This window comes from Qipengyuania sp., from assembly GCF_048550555.1.
Lineage (GTDB): Bacteria > Pseudomonadota > Alphaproteobacteria > Sphingomonadales > Sphingomonadaceae > Qipengyuania.
Map to the genome: position 1 here is coordinate 32140 of NZ_JBLYYF010000020.1, position 20380 is coordinate 52519.

The window sequence follows — 20380 nt, forward strand, 5'->3', positions numbered from 1 at the left end:
GGTGCAAGCCGCGCGAGCAGTCAGCTTTCGATCGAGGACCGGGGAATGGTGATGGTTACGCTGAGGCCGTCTTCCGAATGGTGGCGCTCGAATGTCCCCCCGAGCTGCCCTTCGACCGCCATGCGCAGCAGCCGCGAGCCGAAGCCCTCGTGTTCGCCCGCTTCGGGAATGTCGCAGCTACGCGCGCTTTCATCCCACGAAACGCAAATATGGTCGCCGTCCGCGGATGCCTTTTCGACGAGGACGGTCACATGGCCCTCGGGACAGGACAAAGCGCCATATTTGGCGGAATTTGTGGCCAGCTCGTGGAAGATCAGCGCCAGCGGCGTCGCCGCACGGGGGCTGATGGCAATGCCCGGCCCACTGATGCTGAAGCGCTCGTCCTTGGCCGAGCCATAGGGTGCGAGCAGGTCGGCGAGCAGGCCCGAAAGCGTTCCGGGGCTTTCCGCATTGCCCGGGCGCACATGGTTGTGCGCCGCGCTCAGCGCGCGGATCGCCTGATTGAGTGCCTCGGCGAATTCGGCGACCTCGGGCTTACCGCGCGCGCGAATGGCGATGAGGCCCGATACCACGGCGAAGATGTTCTTGATCCGGTGCGACAGCTCGTTCGCCAGCAGGTCGCGCGCCTCGGACAGGCGCCGCTGGCGGTCGATCTCGATCACCGTGCCGAACCAGCGGGTCTCGCCCTTGTCGACCGGCGCCTTCACCGCCCGCGACAGCATCCAGCGGTATTCGCCGTCGGCCTGCTTCAACCGCCACTCGTATTCGAAGGGCGTCTCGTTATCGAGCGCGCTTTGGAAGGCGCCAGCCGCATTCTCCCAGTCCTCCGGGTGAACCGCTGCCTGCCAGTCGGCCAGGGTGCGCGGGGCCGGCAGGCCGGTGAGCTCGGTCCACTGCGGATTGATATAGTCGAAATTCCCGGCGGCATCGGCCGACCAGGCGATCCCCGGCACGCTGTCGATCATCCGCTGGAGATAGTTTTCGCGCAGATTCACCGCCTTCTCGGCGGTCGCACCCAGCCTCTGCTGCGCAATGCGCCGCATGATCGATTTGGCGAGTACGGCCAGCGTTTCCCGCTGGATTTCGGTGAGACCATCGGCGCGCGGCGCGGTGTCGATCACGCACAGTGCCCCGAGCGGCGCCCCTTCGGCCGAAACCAGCGGATACCCCGCATAGAAGCGGATATGCGGCTCGCCGGTCACCAGCGGGTTGTCGGCGAAGCGGCTATCCTCGCGCGCATCCCGGATTACCAGGGATTCGGTGCCGAGCATGGCATGGGCGCAGAAGCTCGTCGAACGCGGCGTTTCCCGCGCCTCGAGCCCGGTCCGGGCCAGGAACAGCTGGCGTTCCTCTTCGACGATGGTGACCATGGCCATCGGAGTGTGGCAGATCCTGGCGGCGAGGCTGGCGATCTCCTGCAGTTCGGGATCGTCGACAATGGCATCGGTGCCGTAGACAGCCAGGATCGCGAGGCGCTCGTCCTCGTCGCAATAGGCATCCGCCGGCGGTTCGCCTTCGGGCCACGGGGTGGCGTGCTTGTGGTACATGATTACGTCCCTGCAGCCCCATAGCCATAAATGTCATCCGAGGCATAACTCAAAAAGCAAGATTGCTTCCGACTACGGGAGAAAAGGCCATTGGGTTTGCCCCCCGATGCGGGCTCGGCTATCGGCTCGCCCGCACAAGAATTTCGCGAGGCATTTGAGGAGAGACCATGCGCGCGACTCCCGATTTTGATTTCCAGCTCGGTGAAAGCGCCGAGATGATCCGCGACACCGTCGCCCGTTTCGCCGACGAGCAGATCGCCCCGCTCGCCGAGAAGATCGACCGCGAGGACTGGTTTCCGCGTGAGGCACTGTGGCGGCAGATGGGCGAGCTGGGCCTGCACGGCATCACCGTGAGCGAGGAGGATGGCGGCCTCGGCCTCGGCTACCTCGAGCATGTCATCGCGGTCGAGGAAGTGAGCCGCGCGAGCGCCTCGCTGGGCCTGAGCTACGGCGCGCATTCGAACCTCTGCGTCAACCAGATCCGCCGCTGGGGCAATGAGGAGCAGAAGGCGAAGTACCTCCCCGGCCTGATCAGCGGCGAGCATGTCGGCAGCCTCGCCATGTCGGAGGCCAGCGCCGGGTCGGACGTGGTCTCGATGAAGCTCAAGGCCGAGGCCACCACGCGAGACGGGGTGGACGGCTATGTCCTCAACGGCACCAAGTTCTGGATCACCAACGCACCCTATGCCGATACGCTGGTGGTCTATGCCAAGACCGACGGCAGCGCGGGCAGTCGCGGGATTACCGCCTTCCTGATCGAGAAGAACGACGAAGGCTTCTCGATCGGCCAGAAGATTGAGAAGGTCGGCATGCGCGGCTCGCCCACGGCAGAGCTGGTGTTCGACGATTGCTTCGTCCCCGAAACCCGCGTGATGGGCCCGCTCAATGGCGGCGTCGGCGTGCTGATGAGCGGATTGGATTACGAGCGCGTGGTGCTCGCCGGATTGCAGCTGGGCATCATGCAGGCCTGCCTCGACACGGTCATTCCCTACCTTCGCGAGCGTACCCAGTTCGGCAAGCCCATCGGCTCCTTCCAGCTGATGCAGGCCAAGGTCGCCGACATGTATGTCGCGCTGCAATCGGCGCGCGCCTACACCTATGCCGTAGCCAAGAGCTGCGATGCGGAGCAGACCACCCGCTTCGATGCGGCCGGCGCGATCCTGCTGGCATCGGAGAACGCCTTCCGCGTGGCCGCCGAAAGCGTTCAGGCGCTGGGCGGGGCCGGCTACACGCTCGACTGGCCGGTCGAGCGCTACATGCGCGATGCCAAACTGCTCGACATCGGTGCCGGCACCAACGAGATCCGCCGCATGCTGATCGGCCGCGAACTGATCGGCGCCGCGGGGTGACCAGCGTCGAGGCCTGGCGGCAGGGCTGCGACGAGGCCACGCGCGCGGCGATCGACGCGCTGCGCGCGCTCGTTGTCGAGGCCGATCCGCGGGTCGAGGAGACGATCAAGTGGAACGCCCCCAGCTTCGCGCTCGACGGGGAGGACCGCATCACGCTCGGCGTCGAGCGCAAGGGCGGCGTGCGCGCCGTGCTCCATTGCGGCGCCAAGGGCCGCGACGAGGATTTCTCGGCGGTGGACAGTGAGGGGCTGGCCCGCTGGCCCTCGCCCGATCGCGGCACGCTGACCTTCGCGGATAAGGACGCGATCGATGCGCAGCGCGACGCGCTGCTGCGGCTGTTCACCCGCTGGCTGGAGGCAACGCGATGAGCGACGACGAAGATTACGTCTACGACGAGGAAAGCGGCGAATGGATGCCGGCTTCCGAGCTCGCCGCGAAACAGGCCGCGGCCGACCAGGTCGAGGTGCGCGATGCGGTGGGCAATCTCCTGGCCGATGGCGACCAGGTGACGCTGATCAAGGATCTCGAGGTCAAGGGAGCGGGGCAGACGCTCAAGCAGGGCACGCTGATCAAGTCGATCCGGCTGACCGGCGATGCGCAGGAAATCGACTGCAAATATCCCGGCATCAAAGGCCTCGTCCTGCGGGCCGAATTCGTGAAGAAGCGCTGATATGGCAGCGATCATTGACGCTTCCATAAGCGACCGGACTCCGGTCGGGGCGGCGGGCCAGCCGCAATGGTAGAGCAATTGGGCGGTAAGCCGGACCCGCGCAAGGGCACTCCGGATCTTTCCGATGTCGATATCGACGCCCTTCCGGATTGGGAAGGAGATCCGCTGGCGGTTTACTACCGGCCTGTCGAGACGGAGTCATGGCAGCTGTTCGCTATACCGTTCGGTGTGGCCATGGGCTATTGGTCTGGCCTCCACCGCGTGTACAACATGCCGATCCTGACCCGCGGCAAGGACGTCTGGATGTCGATCTGCCCGATGGAAGTCGAGAGCCAGTGGATCGGCATCGACAATGCTGGCGCGCATACCGTTATTTGTGGCCTCGGGATGGGCTGGGCCGCGGCAATGGCCACGTTCCACCCCAAGGTCGAGCGGATTACCGTCCTCGAACGCGATCCCGAGATTATCGCGATGAACCGCGAGATGGGCCTGTTCGACCGCCTGCCCGATGGCCTCGGCAGGAAGATCGAAGTCGTCGAGGCGGATGCGTTCGACTGGAAACCGGATGGCCCGGTCGACCTGCTGATGCCCGACATCTGGCTGGATATGGTCAGCGACGGCCGTGCCGAAGAGACGCGCCGGATGCAGGACAATGTCGAAGCGCAGAACGTCTATTTCTGGGGGCAGGAGCTGGAGCTGGCGCGGTATATCGTGCGCGACGCGAACCCCATTACCGACGAGACGATAGCGGATATGGCCAGACGCTTCGACCTGCCGCTGGTCGGGCTCGACACGGACGATTACGCCGAGAATACAAAGACCGCTGCCCGGCAATGGATGAAGGGCCGCTGGCTTGAAGGCACGACGGTGCCACACGCCCTGAAAAGCAAAGCCGACGACATGGATGACCGCTAGATGACCGCACCCGTTCTTACCTCCACCCTCGACCGCGAAACGCCCGATGCCAAGGCGCGTTTCGAGCACAACCGTTCGCTCGCCGCCGAACTGCGCTCGACCGTCGCCGCAGCCGCGCTGGGCGGCTCGGAAGGCAGTCGCGAGCGGCATGTCGGGCGCGGCAAGCTGCTCCCGCGCGAGCGGGTCGAGCGCCTGCTCGATCCGGGCAGCCCCTTTCTCGAGATCGGGCAGCTCGCCGCCAACGGCATGTACGGCAAGGACGAAATCAACGGCGCGGGGATGATCGCCGGAATCGGCCGGGTCTCGGGCCGGCAAGTGATGATCGTCTGCAACGACGCCACCGTGAAGGGCGGCACCTATTACCCGATGACGGTCAAGAAGCACCTGCGCGCGCAGGAAATCGCGCAGGAGAATCGCCTGCCGTGCATCTACCTCGTCGACAGCGGCGGGGCCAACCTGCCGCACCAGGCCGAAGTGTTCCCTGATCGCGACCATTTCGGGCGGATCTTCTTCAACCAGGCGAATATGTCGGCGCTCGGCATTCCGCAGATCGCCTGCGTCATGGGCAGCTGCACCGCGGGCGGCGCCTATGTCCCGGCCATGTCCGACGAGACGGTGATCGTCCGCAACCAGGGCACGATCTTCCTCGCCGGCCCGCCGCTGGTGAAGGCCGCGACGGGCGAGGAAATCAGCGCCGAGGATCTGGGCGGGGGCGACCTCCACGCCAGGAAATCGGGTGTGGTCGACCACCTCGCCGAAGACGACGAGCACGCGCTCACCATCGTGCGCGATATCGTCAGCCACTTGGGCGACAATCACGCCGCGGCCAAGGCGGTCGAGCTGCGCGAACCGCGCCTGCCCAAGTTCGATGCAGAGGACCTCTACGCGCTCATCCCCGAGGACGTCCGCGCACCCTATGACGTCCACGAGGTCATCGCGCGTCTCGTCGACGGCAGCGAGTTCCACGAGTTCAAGCAGCACTACGGCAGCACGCTGGTCTGCGGCTTCGCGCACATCTGGGGCATGCCCGTGGCGATCCTCGCCAACAACGGCGTGCTGTTCAGCGAAAGCGCGCAGAAGGGCGCGCATTTCATCGAGCTCGCCTGCCAGCGTCGCATCCCGTTGCTGTTCCTGCAGAATATCTCGGGCTTCATGGTCGGCGGCAAATACGAAGCCGAAGGCATCGCCAAGCACGGCGCCAAGCTGGTCACTGCGGTCGCCACCGCGAGTGTGCCCAAGGTGACCGTGGTCATCGGCGGCAGCTTCGGGGCGGGCAATTACGGCATGTGCGGGCGCGCCTATTCCCCGCGCTTCCTGTTTACCTGGCCCAATGCGCGCATCAGCGTGATGGGCGGCGAACAGGCCGCGTCGGTGCTCGCCACCGTCCACCGCGACGCCGACAGCTGGACGGCGGAGCAGGCCGAGGAATTCAAGGCCCCGATCCGCCAGAAATACGAGGACGAGGGCAATCCCTATTACGCCACCGCGCGCCTGTGGGACGACGGCGTAATCGATCCGGTGCAGACCCGCGACGTCCTCGGCCTCGCCTTCGCCGCGACGCTGGAAGCGCCGATCCCCGAAAAGCCGCAGTTCGGCGTGTTCAGGATGTAGGCTCGCATTCCGCCAGCGCTGTGCTAGGCGGGAGCGGGGAGAGAGAATGCCGACCGATCCGAACCGTCAGCCCTCGCTGCTGTCGCGCCTGGTGCGGCGCATGCTCGTGTGGCTCTATCGCTGGAAGGGATGGCAGCTCGAGGGCGGGCGACCCGATTGCGACAAGTTCATCATCCTCGGCGCGCCGCATACCTCGAACTGGGATTTCGTCTTCTTCCTCGGAGCGACGCATGAACTCGGTATCCGCCCCAGCTTCATGGGCAAGCTCAGCCTGTTCCGCTGGCCCGCGACCAACTTCATGCTCGATATGGGCGGGATCCCTGTCGACCGGTCGAAGAGCGGCAATTACGTCGAGCAGGTGGCCGAAGCCTTCGCCCGCGCCGACGATCTTGCCCTCGTCATCGCGCCCGAGGGTTCGCGCACCTTCAAGGGCGGCTGGCGTACCGGGTTCTACCATATCGCCATGGCGGCGGGCGTCCCGATCGTCCCCGCCTGGGTGAACAATGCGACCATGCGCGGCGGCCTGGGCGAACCGCTCATGCCGACCGGCGACTATCGCGCCGACCTCGCCAGGCTTGCCGCCTTCTATCGCGAGAAGCGGCCCGATTGCGATCGCTTCGTGGCTCTGGAAAAGAGTGCCGAGACAATCGAGGAGATGAAGGGTGATTCTTGAGTCGCTGCTCGCAAATGCCGTGATTCTCGTCGGACTGGCGCTGCTGCTGTGGGTGCTCGCCGTCCAGATCGGCGACGTCAGCTTCGTCGATGCCTATTGGGGCGGCGGGATGGCATTGCTCGCACTGGTCAGCTGGCTGCGGCTGTTCGATCCGGGCCCGCTCGCCACGCTGCTGATGGCGATGACGGTGATCTGGGGCCTGCGGCTGTGCCTCCATCTGCTGATGCGCTGGCGGCGCGAGGGCGAAGACAAGCGCTATGCGCGCATCCTCAGCAAGGACCGAGAGAAGGGGCGCTTCGCCATGGCCGCGCTGACCAAGGTCTTCCTCGGCCAGTCGGTGCTGCTCTTCATCGTTTCCAGCCCCGCGCAATACGGCATTCTCGAGGCCAGTTCGCTGACCCCGGTCAGCGGGCTGGCGCTGGTCGGCGTGGCGCTGTGGGCGCTCGGCATATTCTTCGAATGGGTCGGCGACTGGCAGCTCGCGCGGTTCAAGGCGAACCCGGCCAATGCCGGGCAGGTGATGGATCGGGGCCTGTGGCGCTATACCCGCCATCCCAACTATTTCGGCGATGCCTGCGTGTGGTGGGGGATCTGGATCGCGGCGGCATCGGCCGGCTGGTGGGTCGCGGCGGCAACGGTCATCGGCCCGCTGTTCCTGACCTTCACGCTGACACGCTGGTCGGGTGCGCCGCTGCTCGAAGGCGGGATGAAAAAGTCGCGTCCGGGCTATGCCGACTATCGGGCGCGCACCTCGGCCTTCGTCCCGCGCCCGCCGAAGAAATCCGCCGGCTAGACCGGAAAGGGGTTTTACCCGCGCCAAAGCGTCCCTAATTTGCGATTCGAACCGATGGGAGCGCGCCGGGCGTGAGCGAGAAGGAAATCGACGAATTGCGCAGCCGCTTCGCGCGCGAGGCGATGGCGCTGATGGAGCGCACCGGCCAAGAGGTCACGCGGACGCGGCTCGCCGCAGAGCTCAAGATCGCCCGCGCCCGGCTCGACGTGGTCTTTCCCGAAGAGGGCGATTTGCTCGAGGCGGTGACCGGCGAATGGTTCGCGCCCAAGCTGGCGGTGATGGACGAAGTCATGGCGTCCGACCTGCCGCCGCGGCGCAAGATGTACGAGTTCTTCGCCCGGCGCTTCCGCCTGCTGCGGCAGAACTTCCGCGAGGATCCGGCGACCTTCAATCTCTATGTCGAGATGGGCGAACGCTATTTCGACTATGCGCGCAGCTATATCGACCTTGCCGACCACTATCTGTGCGAGCTGATCGCCGAGGCGCAGGCTGATGGCTATCTGCAGGGGCTTGAGGTCGACACGGCGATGTCGCTGATCAACCAGATGGTCGGCTGCTACCTCCAGCCCTACATGATCGCGATGATCGACGACCGGCTGAGCGAGGAGAAGCTGGCGCTGATAGTCGGTGCGATCTTCGACGGGCTCGATGCCAAGGATGGCGGTGCGCGCGGCACGCAGGATATCCGCGCCGCCTGACTGCAGGCTGCCGATTGCCTAGGCGGCGGCGCGCTGCTCGGCAAAAATCCCCCAGGCGGCGAGGAACAGCCCGCAGATGAGCGGGCCGACGACGATGCCCGACAGCCCCATCAGCGCGATCCCGCCGAGCGTGGTGACGAGGATCAGCCAGTCGGGAATGCCCGTGTCGCGGCCGACCAGGATCGGGCGCAGGACATTGTCGGCCATGCCGATCACCGCCACGCCCGAGACCACCACCACGACGCCCTGCCACAGCGCGCCGGTGGCGAGCAGGTAGATTGCCGCGGGCACCCAGACGATCGCCGGGCCGAGCGCGGGGAGCAGCGAGGCGATCGCCATGATCACCCCGAGCAGCAGCACCGAGGGAATGCCGACGATCCAGAAGGTGATCGCGCCCAGCGCACCCTGAAGCAGACCGACCACCACCGAGCCCTTGATCGTCGCGCGGACGATGGTGAGGAAACGTTCGGCCAGCCGCGCGGCAATGGCGCGATCCATCGGCAGGGCGGAGAGGATCGCCTCGCCGATCGCGCGCCCGTCGCGGAGCAGGAAGAAGCCCGCGTAGAGCGCGATGCCGAAGCCGAGCACGAAACCGAACACGCTTCCGCCGATGGCGATGGCCTGCGTCGCGATCAGGCCGAGGCTCGCCTGGATGAAAGCGCTCGCACGCTCTTGCACCGCACCGAAATCGCCGAAGCCCGCACGCTCCAGCGATGCCTGGATATTGGCCGGCAGCGCGCCGAAGACCTGCTGGAAATAGGCCGCGACATCGACATCGCCATCGCGAAAGGCGAGGAACAGGCCGGCGGCCTCGTCGACCACCGCGCTGCCGATCCACAGCGCCGGGAGGACCACGGCAAAGAGGATCACCAGCAGGCTCGCCAGCGCCGCCTGGCTCGGCTTCTCGGGCCGTCTGGCGAGGAACCAGCGGTACAGCGGCTGGAACATGATCGCGCCCAGCGCCGCCCACAGCAGCGGCTTGGCAAAGGGGAGCACTACCGCCAGCAGCGCGAGCGAGACCAGCGCGAGGAAGAGGAGGAATCCGCCCTTCTCGACCGACCGGCCTGGTGCCCCCCGGCTCACACGGTCGGTGACAACGCGATTATCTGTTCGTTCCGGCATCGCATCTACCCGTAATCGCATTCTCGGAAAACTGAATGCCTGTTCCTACAAAGCGATTGCCTGTTTCGCTAAGAATAAACGTCATCCGGGATGGGGGCGGCCAGGCGCTGGCGTGCCTTCACTCGCGGAATGCGGACCCTAGCCGTCGGTCGCGGCTACCCCATCTCGTGTATTCCGGTGTGATGGCCGCTGTCGCCAATAACGGGCGGCCTGCTGGTCCGCGGTTTGGGACAAGGACGGCAGGCCACCCGGCGCGAGAGGGAGGTCCCGCGCGCCGCAGAAACGCTCAAACGCCTTTCGGTGTTCCAGCCGGTGTCTCGCCTGGGCGGTCGGCCTTTGGAATGCGCCAGCAAGGGCCCCTCAGCGGCGAGCGTGCTCATCGCGATCCACCAGCGCTTCCAGACTCAGCACTCCCGTACCGTAAAGGTAGGAGCTGTCGAATTGCGCCAGATCGCGTAGCTGCTTTTCGTCGAGGATTCGCAGACGGGCTTCTCCCTCCATCAGGATTGCTCCGCGGTCTTTTAGAGTCCTGAAGCTGCGATTGGCATGGACGGGGGAGATTCCGCAGGCTTCTGCGTAGTCCCGTTGCAGGAGAGGGACGGGAAGCTCGCCCTCGTCGAACAGGTCGACCAGCCGCAATCGTTCGGCCAGTTCGACGATGAGGTGCGCGATGCGACCCTCGGCATTGAGCCGGCCGAGCCGGAAGATCCATTCCCTGTGCATCGCGGCGTCGAGAAGAGTGGAGAACCAGAGTGCCCGGGCCAAGTGGGGCATCGTCGCCACCAGCCGACTCAGCTCCGTATGGGGCACTTCTGCCAATCTCACGGCTGTCAGCGACTGCACGCTGTGATCCAGTCGTTTCATGGCATAGCCATGCAGATCGACGAAATCGCCGGGGATGTTCACCTCCAGCAGCTGGCGCTGTCCCCGCTGATCGTCGAGGTGCCGTAGCATCACCCCCTCGATCAGATAATAGCTGTGCTCGAGGCGATCTCCGCGCTCCACGAGCGTTTCTCTCGGCCCCAGAGCGATGGTCCGGGATACTGCGTTCTCGAGTGCGGCAAGTTCCGTCTGGCTCAGATCATGGCGCAGGCGGCCGCGAAGAAATCGGTTCATCAGCATAACGAACTCCCGTTGGAGCTGCTCGCTAATAGCCGCGGGCGCTGCCGTCAAAGCAGGCATCGCACTCGCCTGGACGATGTCGCACTATTCGATCCTGTAGTCGATCGGCTTGAAGCTGCCCCCGTTGGACGCATAGGCCGAGCACGCGGTCAGACCCACGATCAGCGGCTTGCATGCCCGCAAGCGGATGAAATCTCCCGGGCGCGTGCGGGGCGGTTCAACGGACAGGCGACCGGTCCGCTGATCGACCGGAACGTTCATGAACACGTTGAAGGCGGTCGGGATGGTATGTTCCTCGATGCCGAAGGGCCCGAGTGCGCGTGCGAGGTTCCCGAAACAGCCCGGGTGAACGGGCTTGTCGGGATAGAAGTGGCGAAAGGTATCAGTGGAACAGGGCGTCAGCAGGAAGTCGTGCTCGCCCACTGTGTCCTCGACGATCTCCAACAACCGCTCTGATCGATTGGACCACAGCGCGTTGCCGGACGTGAGGCGCGTGGTCTCTTCATAATCGAAAGTACGGCCATTGGAGATGACCTCGCGAGGGTCTTCCCTGCCGTAGGCAAGCAAGTCGCTCACCTGGCCGCCCTCCGGGTCGATGACCACCAGCTCCTGATCCGTGTCGAGCGTAAATGCTACGCCGCTACGCGGCGGAATTCGGGTCGTCATTCGTCCGAGGGTCCTTGAATGGGCATTTCCAGTTCTGGTCTACCGGCCGACCGCTGTATTGCCGTGCCTCGCTTCCGTCTCCGTGGCGGGCGAGCATAGGGTTGGTCGAGCCGCACAGGTCCACGTCGCGGGCAAGAATACGTTCCCGCATGCGTTCATATTGTCCCTCCTCCCGCAATCGCTCGAACTGAGCGTGCAGGTTGAATACCATCGTCGGATAGGCCGTGCGTCGAGCGGGGCGCGAGGCGCGCGGATGGAGGCCCACCACGAAGTAGGCTTCCTTGCCGAAGCTCAGCGAAAAATGCGGGCTGTCGGGAGCGGCGCTTACTCGGGGGTCGTAGGGTTGGCCGAGCCACGCATCCTTGTGAGCCAAGGATTGGAGGCGTTCCCACATCGCTGCCTCGAATTCCTCTTCGCTCAGATCGTCGGGACCGGAGAAAACCACCGCCAGGCTGCGCAGTCCATCCGGATCGCTGCGATATCCTTCGCTCCATTCGAGTAACTCGTGGTGGATGCGCATATCGTCCCAGCCGCTCGTCATGGACCAGGCGGAGACGGTCCGCAGCGTGCCTCGCGCCAAAGCCGATTTCGCCCCGACGCAAGGAAAATCGGGCGCCTTGACGTGATCTCTCAATCCGCTTTCGAGTTTGGCAGCATCCACCGGAAGGAGCAGCGAAGACGGGTCAGAATAAGACTGCATGGGCACTGTACGCCATGCAACCGGCTACGATCCCTGCATGCAACATTTATCAGGCGTTTCAGCCGCCTCGTTGGCGCCGCATTTGCGGTCGACGCTACCCATCGTATTCGCCCGGGTGCGCTCGATACTCAAGTTCGGCGTGAAGCTCCTGCGCTTTGTCGCCAGAATCAGGATGTAGAGCAGCAAGGCAACTGGTGCCGTGCCTGGGATTTCTGCTGGAGATCGGCCAGTCTGACGCGTCGGCCATCGAGCGGTTTCACCCTTGGCTTACTTCCCAGATCCCGGTCGTGCTTCGACGCAATATGCCGATCCGGTGGTGATCCTCGTACAAAGCTGCCGATGACAACCCGTGAATGCGTTCCAACTTCGCAAAGACCCCTTCCAGTGTGTCGGAATGGTATTCCATCCCTGCTTCGACCTCCGGATCGCCCGACAATGTGTAATGCACGGTGTAGAGTGACATGCCCGACCTCCAAAACAGCGGAAGGCGGAGCTAGCGATCCGGTCCAGCGAATGCGATTTGACATTTGATAGCTTCCTCGGCGTAAACCCGCGGCACGAACGATGCAGCACTTGCTTGCCGGTAATTCTCGGTGTCCGAGGACACCTTCGCCGTTTTGATGGTTCTTGCATTGAGGAGGCGCTCTTGTCCGATACCATTTCCGTCAACGGTACCCCGCAGCGATTGCCCGACGATCCCCGTACATCGCTGCTCGATTTCCTGCGCCACGATCTTGGCCTGACCGGCACCAAGAAGGGGTGCGACCACGGCCAGTGCGGGGCCTGCACTGTCATCGTCAACGGGATTCGGATCAACAGCTGCCTCACGCTGGCTGCCATGCACGACGGCGACGAGGTGACCACGATCGAAGGGCTGGGGACGCCTGACCAGCCGTCCGATCTGCAGAAGGCCTTTCTCGAGCATGATGGCTTCCAGTGCGGGTACTGCACCCCGGGCCAGATATGTTCGGCTACCGCCATGTTGCAGGAGATTGCCGATGACTGGCCCAGCGATGCCAGCGGGAGCCTCGAACAAGCGATGAAGGTCACCGACGAGGAGATACGCGAGCGCATGAGCGGCAATCTGTGCCGCTGCGGGGCCTACGCCAATATCGTCGCCGCAATCCGCGACGTGGCGGAGAAGAGCGCATGAGACCCTTTGCGTATGGCAGGCCACGCAGCGTCGAAGAGGCAACCCGCGCCATTGCAGACGAAAGCGCGATGGCGATCGCCGGGGGCACCAACCTCCTCGACCTGATGAAGCTGCAGGTTGAAACGCCGGAAAAGCTCGCGGACATCAATCGGCTCGGTTTCGGCCAGATCGAGGACACGCAGGCTGGCGGACTCTCGCTCGGAGCCCTGGCGACAAACACCGCCACCGCCGTCCACCCGCGCGTTCGTGCCGATTATCCGGTCCTGGCACGCGCAATTCTTTCCGGCGCGACGCAGCAGCTCCGCAACAAGGCGACGAACGGGGGGAACCTGTGTCAGCGAACGCGGTGCTTCTACTTCACCAATATCGATCAGCCCTGCAACAAGCGCGATCCGGGCAGCGGCTGCGGCGCGATCGAGGGGATCGCTAAATTGCACGCCATCCTGGGCACGAGCGAGCAATGTATCGCGACCTACCCCGGAGACATGGCGGTCGCGCTCAGCGCCCTGGACGCCACCGTCGATATTGCGATGGCCGATGGGGGGAAGCGGAAGGTGCCGGTCCGCGAGTTCCATTGTCTGCCGGGCGATACGCCCTGGCGTGAGAACGTGCTCGAAGAGGGCGAACTTATCACGGCTATCACCCTGCCGCCTCCGGTGGGGGGCACCCAGATCTACCGCAAGGTGCGCGAGCGGTCGTCCTATGCCTTTGCCCTGGTCTCGGTCGCCGCCGTCGTCGGGATCGAAGACGGCCTGTTCACGCGGGCGGACCTTGCTTTCGGCGGTCTGGCGCACAAGCCCTGGCATGATCCGCGTATCGGCGAAGCCTTGATCGGCCAGTCTCCGACAAGCGAAACGATCGATCGCGCGGCCGACATCCTTCTCGAAGATGCGCGCGGCTTCGGCGAAAACGACTTCAAGATCCCGCTCGCCCGGCGCGCGCTTCACGCAGTCCTCGAACACGCAGCGGAGGGCGCGCCATGACTGCCCACATGAAACAGGACAAGCCGGACCGGTCCAACCGCCTCGATGCGATGAAGCAGGGGGTGCTTGGCAAGGCCGTTCCGCGCGTCGAAGGCTTGGCTAAGGTAACCGGAACGGCGCGCTATGCTGCCGAATATCCGGCCGAGGGCTGTGCCGAGGGTGTGCTGGTCACATCGACCATCACGCAGGGAGAGGTTCTGGGTATCGACAAGGATGCCGTGCTGGGCATGCCGGGCGTCATTGCAGTCATCGACGATCCCAAACTCACTACCCGCGCGGCGCAAGGTACGGCCGACGAAGCTCCCAAACAGGGGCCGAAAACGGTCTGCTACTGGGGCCAGCCTGTCGCCCTCGTGGTGGCGGAGACTTTCGAGCAAGCGCGCGATGCGGCGAAACATCTCGCCGTAGAGTACCACGAAGAGGAAGGCGCTCCTCTCGATCCGCAGGCGGTCGAGCCGGAAGAGCAGGACGATGAGACCGTCCGGCAAGGCGACCTTGCCCATGCGATGGCCGGGGCCGCTCATACCGTCGATCTCACCTACACGACCAAGGGGCATGCCTCCGCGGCCATGGAGCCGCATGCCGCCATCGCCTGGTGGGATGGCGACAAGCTGACGGTTTACGCGTCGCTGCAGATGCTCAACTACAATATCAGCGAGCTGGCAGACGCGCTGGGCATGGAAGAGGAAAACATTCGCCTGATCTCGCGCTTCGTCGGTGGGGGGTTCGGCTCCAAGCTGGGAATCAGCGAAGAGGTCGTCGCGGCGGCGATAGCGGCGAAGGAACTGGATCGACCGGTCAAGGTGGTCCTCTCCCGCCAGCAGGTCTTCCAATGCATCATGCGGCGCTCCGAAACGACGCAGCGCTTGCGGCTTGCAGCGGGCGAGGACGGCAGGCTGACCGGCTTCGGCCATTATGCACTCGCGTCGAACCTCCCGGGTGAAACCTTCGTCGAGCCGGTCCTCCAGTCCTCGCATTTCCTTTACGGCGGCGAAAACCGCGAGCTCATGCTCGAAGTGGCCCGCATCCATCGCATGACCGCTGGCTCGGTTCGCGCTCCCGGTGAGGCGGTGGGCATGCCCGCACTCGAAAGCGCGATGGACGTGCTGGCCGAAAAGGCGGGTATCGATCCGGTCGAACTGCGTCTGAGAAACATCCCCGACCAGAACCCGGAGGAAGACCTGCCGTTCTCCTCGCACAAGCTCGCGGAATGCTTGAGGCAGGGTGCGGAGGCGTTCGGTTGGGACAGCGGGCCGCGCAAGCCGAGGCATCGTCGGGATGGCGAATGGTGGGTCGGCACCGGCATGGCCAGCGCGGCGCGAGTCCACAACGTCGCGGAAGCGAAAGCCCGCGTTACCCTGAAAGCCGACGGAACCGCGCTGGTCGAAACCGACATGACCGATATCGGCACCGGCACCTATACCATCCTGGCCCAGCTCGCGGGAGAAATGCTCGGCCTCGCACCCGACAGCGTCCTCGTCGAACTGGGCGACACCCGCCATCCGCGAGGACCGGGCTCTGGCGGCAGCTGGGGCGCGGCTTCCATCGGTTCGGCGGTCTATGTCGCATGCAAGGCCATTCGCGAGGAAATCGCGGACAAGCTCGGGGTGAAGGAAACCGACCTCGATCTGGCGGACGGCAAGGCCGCTTCGGGCGAGGCGCTGGTCGGTTTGCTCGAGGGAAAGGATATCGCTCGCGAGGGTCACTATGAGCCAGGCGACATCGAGGACGACTACACCGCCTCCGGTTTCGGGGCGTTCTTCGCGCAGGTACGCGTCAATCGCTTCACTGGGGAAACGAGGGTCGACCGGATGCTCGGCGCGTTCGGGTTCGGCCGGGTGCTCAATCACCAGACGGCGCGATCGCAATGTTTGGGCGGCATCACGTGGAGCATCGGCGTCGCGCTTACCGAGGCGCTGGAATTCGATCCGCGCGACGGGCATCTCGTCAATTGCGACCTCGCCGAATACCACGTGCCCGTGAATCGCGACGTGCCGGACCTCGAGGTTCTCCTGGTCGAGGAGCGCGATCCTGCGGCGAGTCCGATTCAGGCCAAGGGCATCGGCGAACTCGGGATGTGCGGCGGGGCGGCGGCGATCGCGAATGCCATCTACAATGCCTGTGGGGCGCGCATCTTCGATTATCCGATGACGCCCGACCGCGTCCTGGCAGCGATGCCGGACTGATGCTGCGGCAGCTGGATGCGGCCGAGGTCACGGACGAGGACCATGAGGCGCTTGCCGCGGCTTGCGAACCGGGCGCAGGCTTGTGCACCATCGTCGGTATCGAGGGCAGCTTCTCACGGCGGTTGGGCGCTCAACTGGCTGTAAAGGCTGATGGGTCGACTGTCGGAAGTCTCTCCGATGGCTGTCTCGAAGCGCAGCTAGCGTCGGACCTCCTCGATTGCGCCGAGCCGCGGGTGATCCGTTATGGCGCCGGATCGGGAAGGATCGATTTCCGCCTGCCCTGCGGCGGAGGGCTCGACATCCTGCTCGATCCCTTCCCGGACCGGGCGGCCTGCCGCATGGCGATGAACCGGCTGGCGAAGCGCACCCCCGCCGATCTTACCCTTCCATGCGTTTCACGGCTTGCGACACGCCGCTACCTGCCCTCCCTGCGACTGGCGGTTTTCGGGGAGGGACCGGAGTTGGCGTATGTGGAAGACCTGGCCACAACCTTGCGGCTGGATGTCACGACCTACGACAAGACCCACCTGTCGCTCGGCAAGCCAGCCCCGAATTGTCTGCTCGATCGATGGACTGCGGCGCTCCTTCTGTTTCACGACCACGAATGGGAAATGGCCCTGCTCGAACAGGTGCTTGCGAGCGATGTGTTCTTCGTGGGCGCCCAGGGTGGGGAAAGAGCGCGTGAGGCTCGCTCGCTCGGCCTGACCCGCCGCGGCGTACCTGAAGAGCAGATTGCGCGCATCCGCAGCCCGGTCGGCCTTATCCCTTCATGCAAGACCCCCGCGGCGATGGCGCTGTCCGCGCTGGCTGAAGTGGTCGCGCAATATGAGCGATTGCGTACCAGTGCCTGACCGGACGATTGCATTCATCCTGCTCGCAGCCGGTCGCAGCGAGCGTTTCGGGGGAGACAAGCTTATCAGCCCATACAAGGGCAAACCCCTGTGGCGCTGGGCCGCCGATGCGGCAGAGGAGGCGGGCTTTCACGAGCGGTTTCTGGTGATCGGCGAGCACTCGTCCGTCAGGGTGCCAGCCGGTTGGGAAGAAGTCGTAAACGCCGATGCCGCACAGGGCATGGGAACCTCGATCGCCGCGGGTGTTTCCGCCGCGATGCACCACGATCGTGTGGTAATCGGCCTCGCCGATATGCCGATGATGAGCGCGGCGCACCTGCGGCGGATCGCATCCGGCAGGGGAGCTGTTTTCACCGGATACGAGGACGGCAGTGCCGGATGCCCTGCAGGCTTCGATGGCGAAACCTTCGCAGAGTTGCGCAATTTGACGGGCGATCGAGGAGCCCGAGGTCTGGACCTGCCAAATCTGTCGATAATCGAACCGGCCGATCCAACTCTCTTGTTCGATGTGGACCTGCGAGAAGATCGTTACATCGAACACTGACAGGTCGGGTTATCGTCGCTCGAACGCCATCGGCGCCGATGTGGACTGTCTTTCCATAGCGCTAGCGTGGGGTCGGCGAAATCGAGGCAAGCGCCTCGAGGACCCACCTGCCCGGTTCCCGGACGAAGGGGCAGCCTCGAGTCCTTCGAGCCGAGACCGGGCGGACCGCTAACGGCCCATCTGCACGACATCATCTTCCTTGCCCGGTTTGGCTTCGATGTGAATGTAGAACGCCTTGGGTCCATCCTCGCCGTTCGCCCTTCACGAGAACACCCTGGTGGGGGGCGTTCGACGATTGTTCCGGATGCGGGATCGGGCCAGGCACGGTGGCTGCGTCCTCGGGGCGGGTTGCGGGCGGAGGGACTTTCGTCATGGCTACACCTTTGCGGACTTTGGATGCTGTATGCCATCGAAGCCATAAGCCAAGCCCTCGTTCTGCTGCTCTGGGTCAACTCGACCATCGCCCTGTCCGAGATCAAATCCACCACCGCATTGCCGATTCGATAACCCGCGGAAAGTTTGACCGGATATCGGTGTTGGTCGGGTCAACCTTGCCTCCCGGTGCAATATCCGTCCGCTCATTAGGCCAGAAAAACCCGCAGACATGCACCAAAAAGAGCTCCGAACCACGGAGACATTGTCATGCAAGAACTCGATTTCAATCCCGCCTTTCCACCCGAAACCGTACACCTCCTGTCCGATCCCGAATCGGGGCTGGAGGGGGTCATCGTCCTGCATTCGACACGCCTCGGTCCTGCCGCCGGCGGTTGTCGGGCTTGGCGCTACGCCGACCAGGCGTCCATGGCCCACGATGCCCTGCGTTTGGCGGAAGGCATGGCCTACAAGAATGCGATGGCGGATCTGCCTCTCGGCGGCGGCAAATCGGTCATCAACCTCCCGCGCGGAGAGTTCGATCGCCGAAAGCTCTTCGAGGCCTTCGGGCGCGCCGTCGAACGCCTGCGCGGGGACTATGTGACAGCCGAGGACGTGGGCACCAGCGTCGAGGATATGGAAACCGTGCGGCTCCAGACGCGGCACGTGGCGGGCCTTTCGGCCGTGGAGGGCAAGCCGGGCGGCGATCCCTCCCCCTGGACCGCGCTCGGCGTATTCGTCTCGATGCAAAGGGCAGTGCGCTACAAGTTCGGCGGCGACCTCGCCGGCCTCAAGGTTGCGGTCCAGGGGCTGGGCCATGTCGGCTCGGCGCTGTGCGAATTGCTGCATGAAGCTGGCGCGAGGCTCGTCGTGGCGGAACCGCGCGAGGGCGTCGCGGCCGAGGTGGCCTGCAAGTATGGGGCGGAAATCGCCCATTCCAACTCGATCCTCGATGCGCAGTGCGATGTTTTCGCCCCTTGCGCGCTGGGAGCCGTGCTCGATCGCGAAAGCGTCCCGCGGCTGAAGGCGCGTCTTGTCTGCGGCGCGGCCAACAATGTCCTGGCCTCGCCCGAGGACGGTGACGCCCTTGCCGAGCGCGGGGTCCTTTATGCGCCCGACTACGTCGTCAATGCCGGGGGCATCATCAATGTGTGTGCCGAATATCTCGGATGGACCACGGTCGAGGTCGAGGCCCGGGTCCGGGGATCGGGCGACCGCCTTGCGGACGTCCTGCGGTACGCAGACGATGCCGGCCTGCCCACGCACCGGGCTGCCGATGCCCTTGCACGCGAGCGACTGGCACAGCCCGCGCGCAAGGAGGCTGCGGCTGCGTGAACAACGAGAAGGGAATAAAGGTTCTCACGATGCGGGGGGCGGCTGACTCCGGCCTGCTCGCCCGGGTCGTGGGAATCTTTGCCCAACTGGACCTTCCACCACCGGCAATGCAGGTGCGGGTCGACGGCAATACGATGGAGGCGGTGCTCATGGTCGACGCTCTCGGGAGCGTCGAGCAGCAGGCAGTCAATCGCAAGATCGCTGCCTTTGTCGGGGTGGATAGCTGTATCGCAGCGTGAGCGGGCGTGGGTCGTTGGGCGGCCGCAGTTACGGGCAGCTTGCCAATTCAATCGAAACACACCGCGGCGACGTCCTGGCTCGAAAGTGCGAGGACGCTTGCCATCTCGTCCAGCGTCGCTCCTTCACCGCTCGCCACCATGCGAAAATCGTCCAGTTGCGGCTTGGCGATCAGTCCGACTTCCTCGCGGTGTTTCGCGATCTCGCCAAGCCGGACGAAACGCGTCTTTCTGACCGTGCTTATTGTGTCACGACGCGCGGCCAGCTGGGGACCTCCATCGAAAATGTCGACATAGCCTCCCTGTCTGAACCCTTCATCGACGGGCATCTTCATCGCGATTGCGCTTACGGAGTGTGCCTTCCCGACGCAGTTGGCAGCGTCATCGGGCAAGAGGTCGAGATAGAGCGGCAACTTGGGCATGAGCTCGGCAATGAATTCACTGCCTGCCGTTGCACTGGCCAGATCGGCACTGGCGAAATCCATAGCGAAGAAGCGATGTCCCAGGCCATCCCTGAAAGGGCTGTTCCCCTTTTCATCCTGCCAGCCCCTCAGTTCGGCGATGATCATGTCCGAGAACGCGAGGGAAAGCAGGCGAACAGCACCTAGCGCGCCCGGGCCATGAGGCGCCCAACGCCCGTTCCCTTCGTGGCGTGGATGAGAAACAACCAGGCGTGAATCGTACTGATTCCCTTCCGGGGAAACGGGTCCGATGGGCGCTGGTGCCGGACCTTGAGGGGACGTCGGGGTGGCTCGCCATCATCGTGACTGCCAATACCCTTTAGAGGGCGCTGCAACCCTGTCGACGACGATCGCGCGAACTGGCTTCGTCGTTGAATGCGGGCGGCCAAGTTG

22 protein-coding genes are annotated in these 20380 nt (G+C 64.5%); 15 read left to right on the forward strand and 7 right to left on the reverse strand.

Translation table 11 applies throughout. From position 1 onward, the window contains the following. Window positions 1–20: 20 nt before the first annotated feature. On the reverse strand, window positions 21–1547 hold the full coding sequence (locus tag ACN4E0_RS05420; RefSeq protein WP_419566429.1) for a sensor histidine kinase: 1527 nt from the start codon (window positions 1545–1547) through the stop codon (window positions 21–23). A gap of 167 nt (window positions 1548–1714) precedes the next feature. On the opposite strand from ACN4E0_RS05420, the gene ACN4E0_RS05425 reads away from it, so the two are divergent. The 8 genes from ACN4E0_RS05425 (at window position 1715) to ACN4E0_RS05460 (ending at window position 8256) form a co-directional block, all read left to right on the forward strand. Then, entirely contained in the window at window positions 1715–2896 is a 1182-nt protein-coding gene (locus tag ACN4E0_RS05425; protein WP_419566431.1) for an isovaleryl-CoA dehydrogenase, read from the forward strand. Further along, window positions 2893–3264, forward strand: coding sequence for a DUF1801 domain-containing protein (locus tag ACN4E0_RS05430; RefSeq protein WP_419566433.1), 372 nt, complete (start codon window positions 2893–2895; stop codon window positions 3262–3264). Before ACN4E0_RS05425 ends, ACN4E0_RS05430 begins: the two co-directional genes overlap by 4 nt. Continuing rightward, on the forward strand, window positions 3261–3566 hold the full coding sequence (locus ACN4E0_RS05435; RefSeq protein ID WP_419566435.1) for an alkylphosphonate utilization protein: 306 nt from the start codon (window positions 3261–3263) through the stop codon (window positions 3564–3566). Before ACN4E0_RS05430 ends, ACN4E0_RS05435 begins: the two co-directional genes overlap by 4 nt. Window positions 3567–3644: 78 nt before the next feature. After that, window positions 3645–4481 (forward strand): hypothetical protein, encoded by an 837-nt coding sequence (locus ACN4E0_RS05440; protein WP_419566437.1) that lies wholly within the window; start codon window positions 3645–3647, stop codon window positions 4479–4481. Further along, window positions 4482–6092, forward strand: coding sequence for a carboxyl transferase domain-containing protein (locus ACN4E0_RS05445; protein ID WP_419566439.1), 1611 nt, complete (start codon window positions 4482–4484; stop codon window positions 6090–6092). Between the two features lie 46 nt (window positions 6093–6138). Then, on the forward strand, window positions 6139–6765 hold the full coding sequence (locus ACN4E0_RS05450) for a lysophospholipid acyltransferase family protein (RefSeq protein WP_419566440.1): 627 nt from the start codon (window positions 6139–6141) through the stop codon (window positions 6763–6765). Next, window positions 6755–7558 (forward strand): DUF1295 domain-containing protein, encoded by an 804-nt coding sequence (locus tag ACN4E0_RS05455; protein ID WP_419566442.1) that lies wholly within the window; start codon window positions 6755–6757, stop codon window positions 7556–7558. The genes ACN4E0_RS05450 and ACN4E0_RS05455 overlap by 11 nt, the downstream gene beginning before the upstream one ends. A gap of 71 nt (window positions 7559–7629) precedes the next feature. After that, window positions 7630–8256, forward strand: coding sequence for a hypothetical protein (locus ACN4E0_RS05460; protein ID WP_419566444.1), 627 nt, complete (start codon window positions 7630–7632; stop codon window positions 8254–8256). Between the two features lie 18 nt (window positions 8257–8274). Here the strand turns inward: ACN4E0_RS05460 and ACN4E0_RS05465 are convergent, their stop codons facing one another. From ACN4E0_RS05465 to ACN4E0_RS05485, 5 genes are all read right to left on the reverse strand, one after another. Continuing rightward, window positions 8275–9339, reverse strand: coding sequence for an AI-2E family transporter (locus ACN4E0_RS05465; RefSeq protein ID WP_419566446.1), 1065 nt, complete (start codon window positions 9337–9339; stop codon window positions 8275–8277). Between the two features lie 399 nt (window positions 9340–9738). Beyond that, window positions 9739–10500: a Crp/Fnr family transcriptional regulator gene (locus tag ACN4E0_RS05470; RefSeq protein WP_419566447.1), complete on the reverse strand. Its 762-nt coding sequence runs from the start codon at window positions 10498–10500 to the stop codon at window positions 9739–9741. A gap of 84 nt (window positions 10501–10584) precedes the next feature. Further along, window positions 10585–11166 carry a DUF1989 domain-containing protein gene (locus tag ACN4E0_RS05475; RefSeq protein WP_419566448.1) on the reverse strand — a complete coding sequence of 194 codons (582 nt, stop codon included), beginning with the start codon at window positions 11164–11166 and terminating at the stop codon, window positions 10585–10587. After that, the gene (gene gntA, locus ACN4E0_RS05480; protein ID WP_419566449.1) at window positions 11141–11866 is read right to left on the reverse strand and encodes a guanitoxin biosynthesis heme-dependent pre-guanitoxin N-hydroxylase GntA; all 726 of its coding nucleotides are present in this window, start codon (window positions 11864–11866) and stop codon (window positions 11141–11143) included. Before gntA ends, ACN4E0_RS05475 begins: the two co-directional genes overlap by 26 nt. 256 nt (window positions 11867–12122) lie before the next feature. Next, window positions 12123–12329, reverse strand: a complete 207-nt coding sequence (locus ACN4E0_RS05485) for a hypothetical protein (RefSeq protein ID WP_419566450.1) — start codon at window positions 12327–12329, stop codon at window positions 12123–12125. Between the two features lie 183 nt (window positions 12330–12512). Here ACN4E0_RS05485 and ACN4E0_RS05490 point away from each other — a divergent pair, with 183 nt between their 5' ends. The 7 genes from ACN4E0_RS05490 to ACN4E0_RS05520 all read left to right on the forward strand — a co-directional run bounded on the left by ACN4E0_RS05490 (window position 12513) and on the right by ACN4E0_RS05520 (window position 19529). Then, entirely contained in the window at window positions 12513–13019 is a 507-nt protein-coding gene (locus tag ACN4E0_RS05490) for a 2Fe-2S iron-sulfur cluster-binding protein (RefSeq protein ID WP_419566451.1), read from the forward strand. Next, window positions 13016–14002: an FAD binding domain-containing protein gene (locus ACN4E0_RS05495; RefSeq protein WP_419566452.1), complete on the forward strand. Its 987-nt coding sequence runs from the start codon at window positions 13016–13018 to the stop codon at window positions 14000–14002. The genes ACN4E0_RS05490 and ACN4E0_RS05495 overlap by 4 nt, the downstream gene beginning before the upstream one ends. Continuing rightward, window positions 13999–16188 (forward strand): xanthine dehydrogenase family protein molybdopterin-binding subunit, encoded by a 2190-nt coding sequence (locus tag ACN4E0_RS05500; RefSeq protein ID WP_419566453.1) that lies wholly within the window; start codon window positions 13999–14001, stop codon window positions 16186–16188. Before ACN4E0_RS05495 ends, ACN4E0_RS05500 begins: the two co-directional genes overlap by 4 nt. Beyond that, window positions 16188–17039 (forward strand): XdhC family protein, encoded by an 852-nt coding sequence (locus tag ACN4E0_RS05505; protein WP_419566454.1) that lies wholly within the window; start codon window positions 16188–16190, stop codon window positions 17037–17039. Before ACN4E0_RS05500 ends, ACN4E0_RS05505 begins: the two co-directional genes overlap by 1 nt. Further along, window positions 17032–17583, forward strand: coding sequence for a nucleotidyltransferase family protein (locus ACN4E0_RS05510; protein ID WP_419566455.1), 552 nt, complete (start codon window positions 17032–17034; stop codon window positions 17581–17583). Before ACN4E0_RS05505 ends, ACN4E0_RS05510 begins: the two co-directional genes overlap by 8 nt. Window positions 17584–18225: 642 nt before the next feature. Next, window positions 18226–19290: a Leu/Phe/Val dehydrogenase gene (locus tag ACN4E0_RS05515; RefSeq protein WP_419566457.1), complete on the forward strand. Its 1065-nt coding sequence runs from the start codon at window positions 18226–18228 to the stop codon at window positions 19288–19290. Further along, window positions 19287–19529 (forward strand): hypothetical protein, encoded by a 243-nt coding sequence (locus tag ACN4E0_RS05520; RefSeq protein ID WP_419566458.1) that lies wholly within the window; start codon window positions 19287–19289, stop codon window positions 19527–19529. The genes ACN4E0_RS05515 and ACN4E0_RS05520 overlap by 4 nt, the downstream gene beginning before the upstream one ends. A gap of 47 nt (window positions 19530–19576) precedes the next feature. On the opposite strand, the gene ACN4E0_RS05525 is transcribed toward ACN4E0_RS05520, so the two are convergent. Beyond that, window positions 19577–20095 carry an arginine N-succinyltransferase gene (locus ACN4E0_RS05525; protein WP_419566459.1) on the reverse strand — a complete coding sequence of 173 codons (519 nt, stop codon included), beginning with the start codon at window positions 20093–20095 and terminating at the stop codon, window positions 19577–19579. Window positions 20096–20380 lie beyond the last annotated feature (285 nt).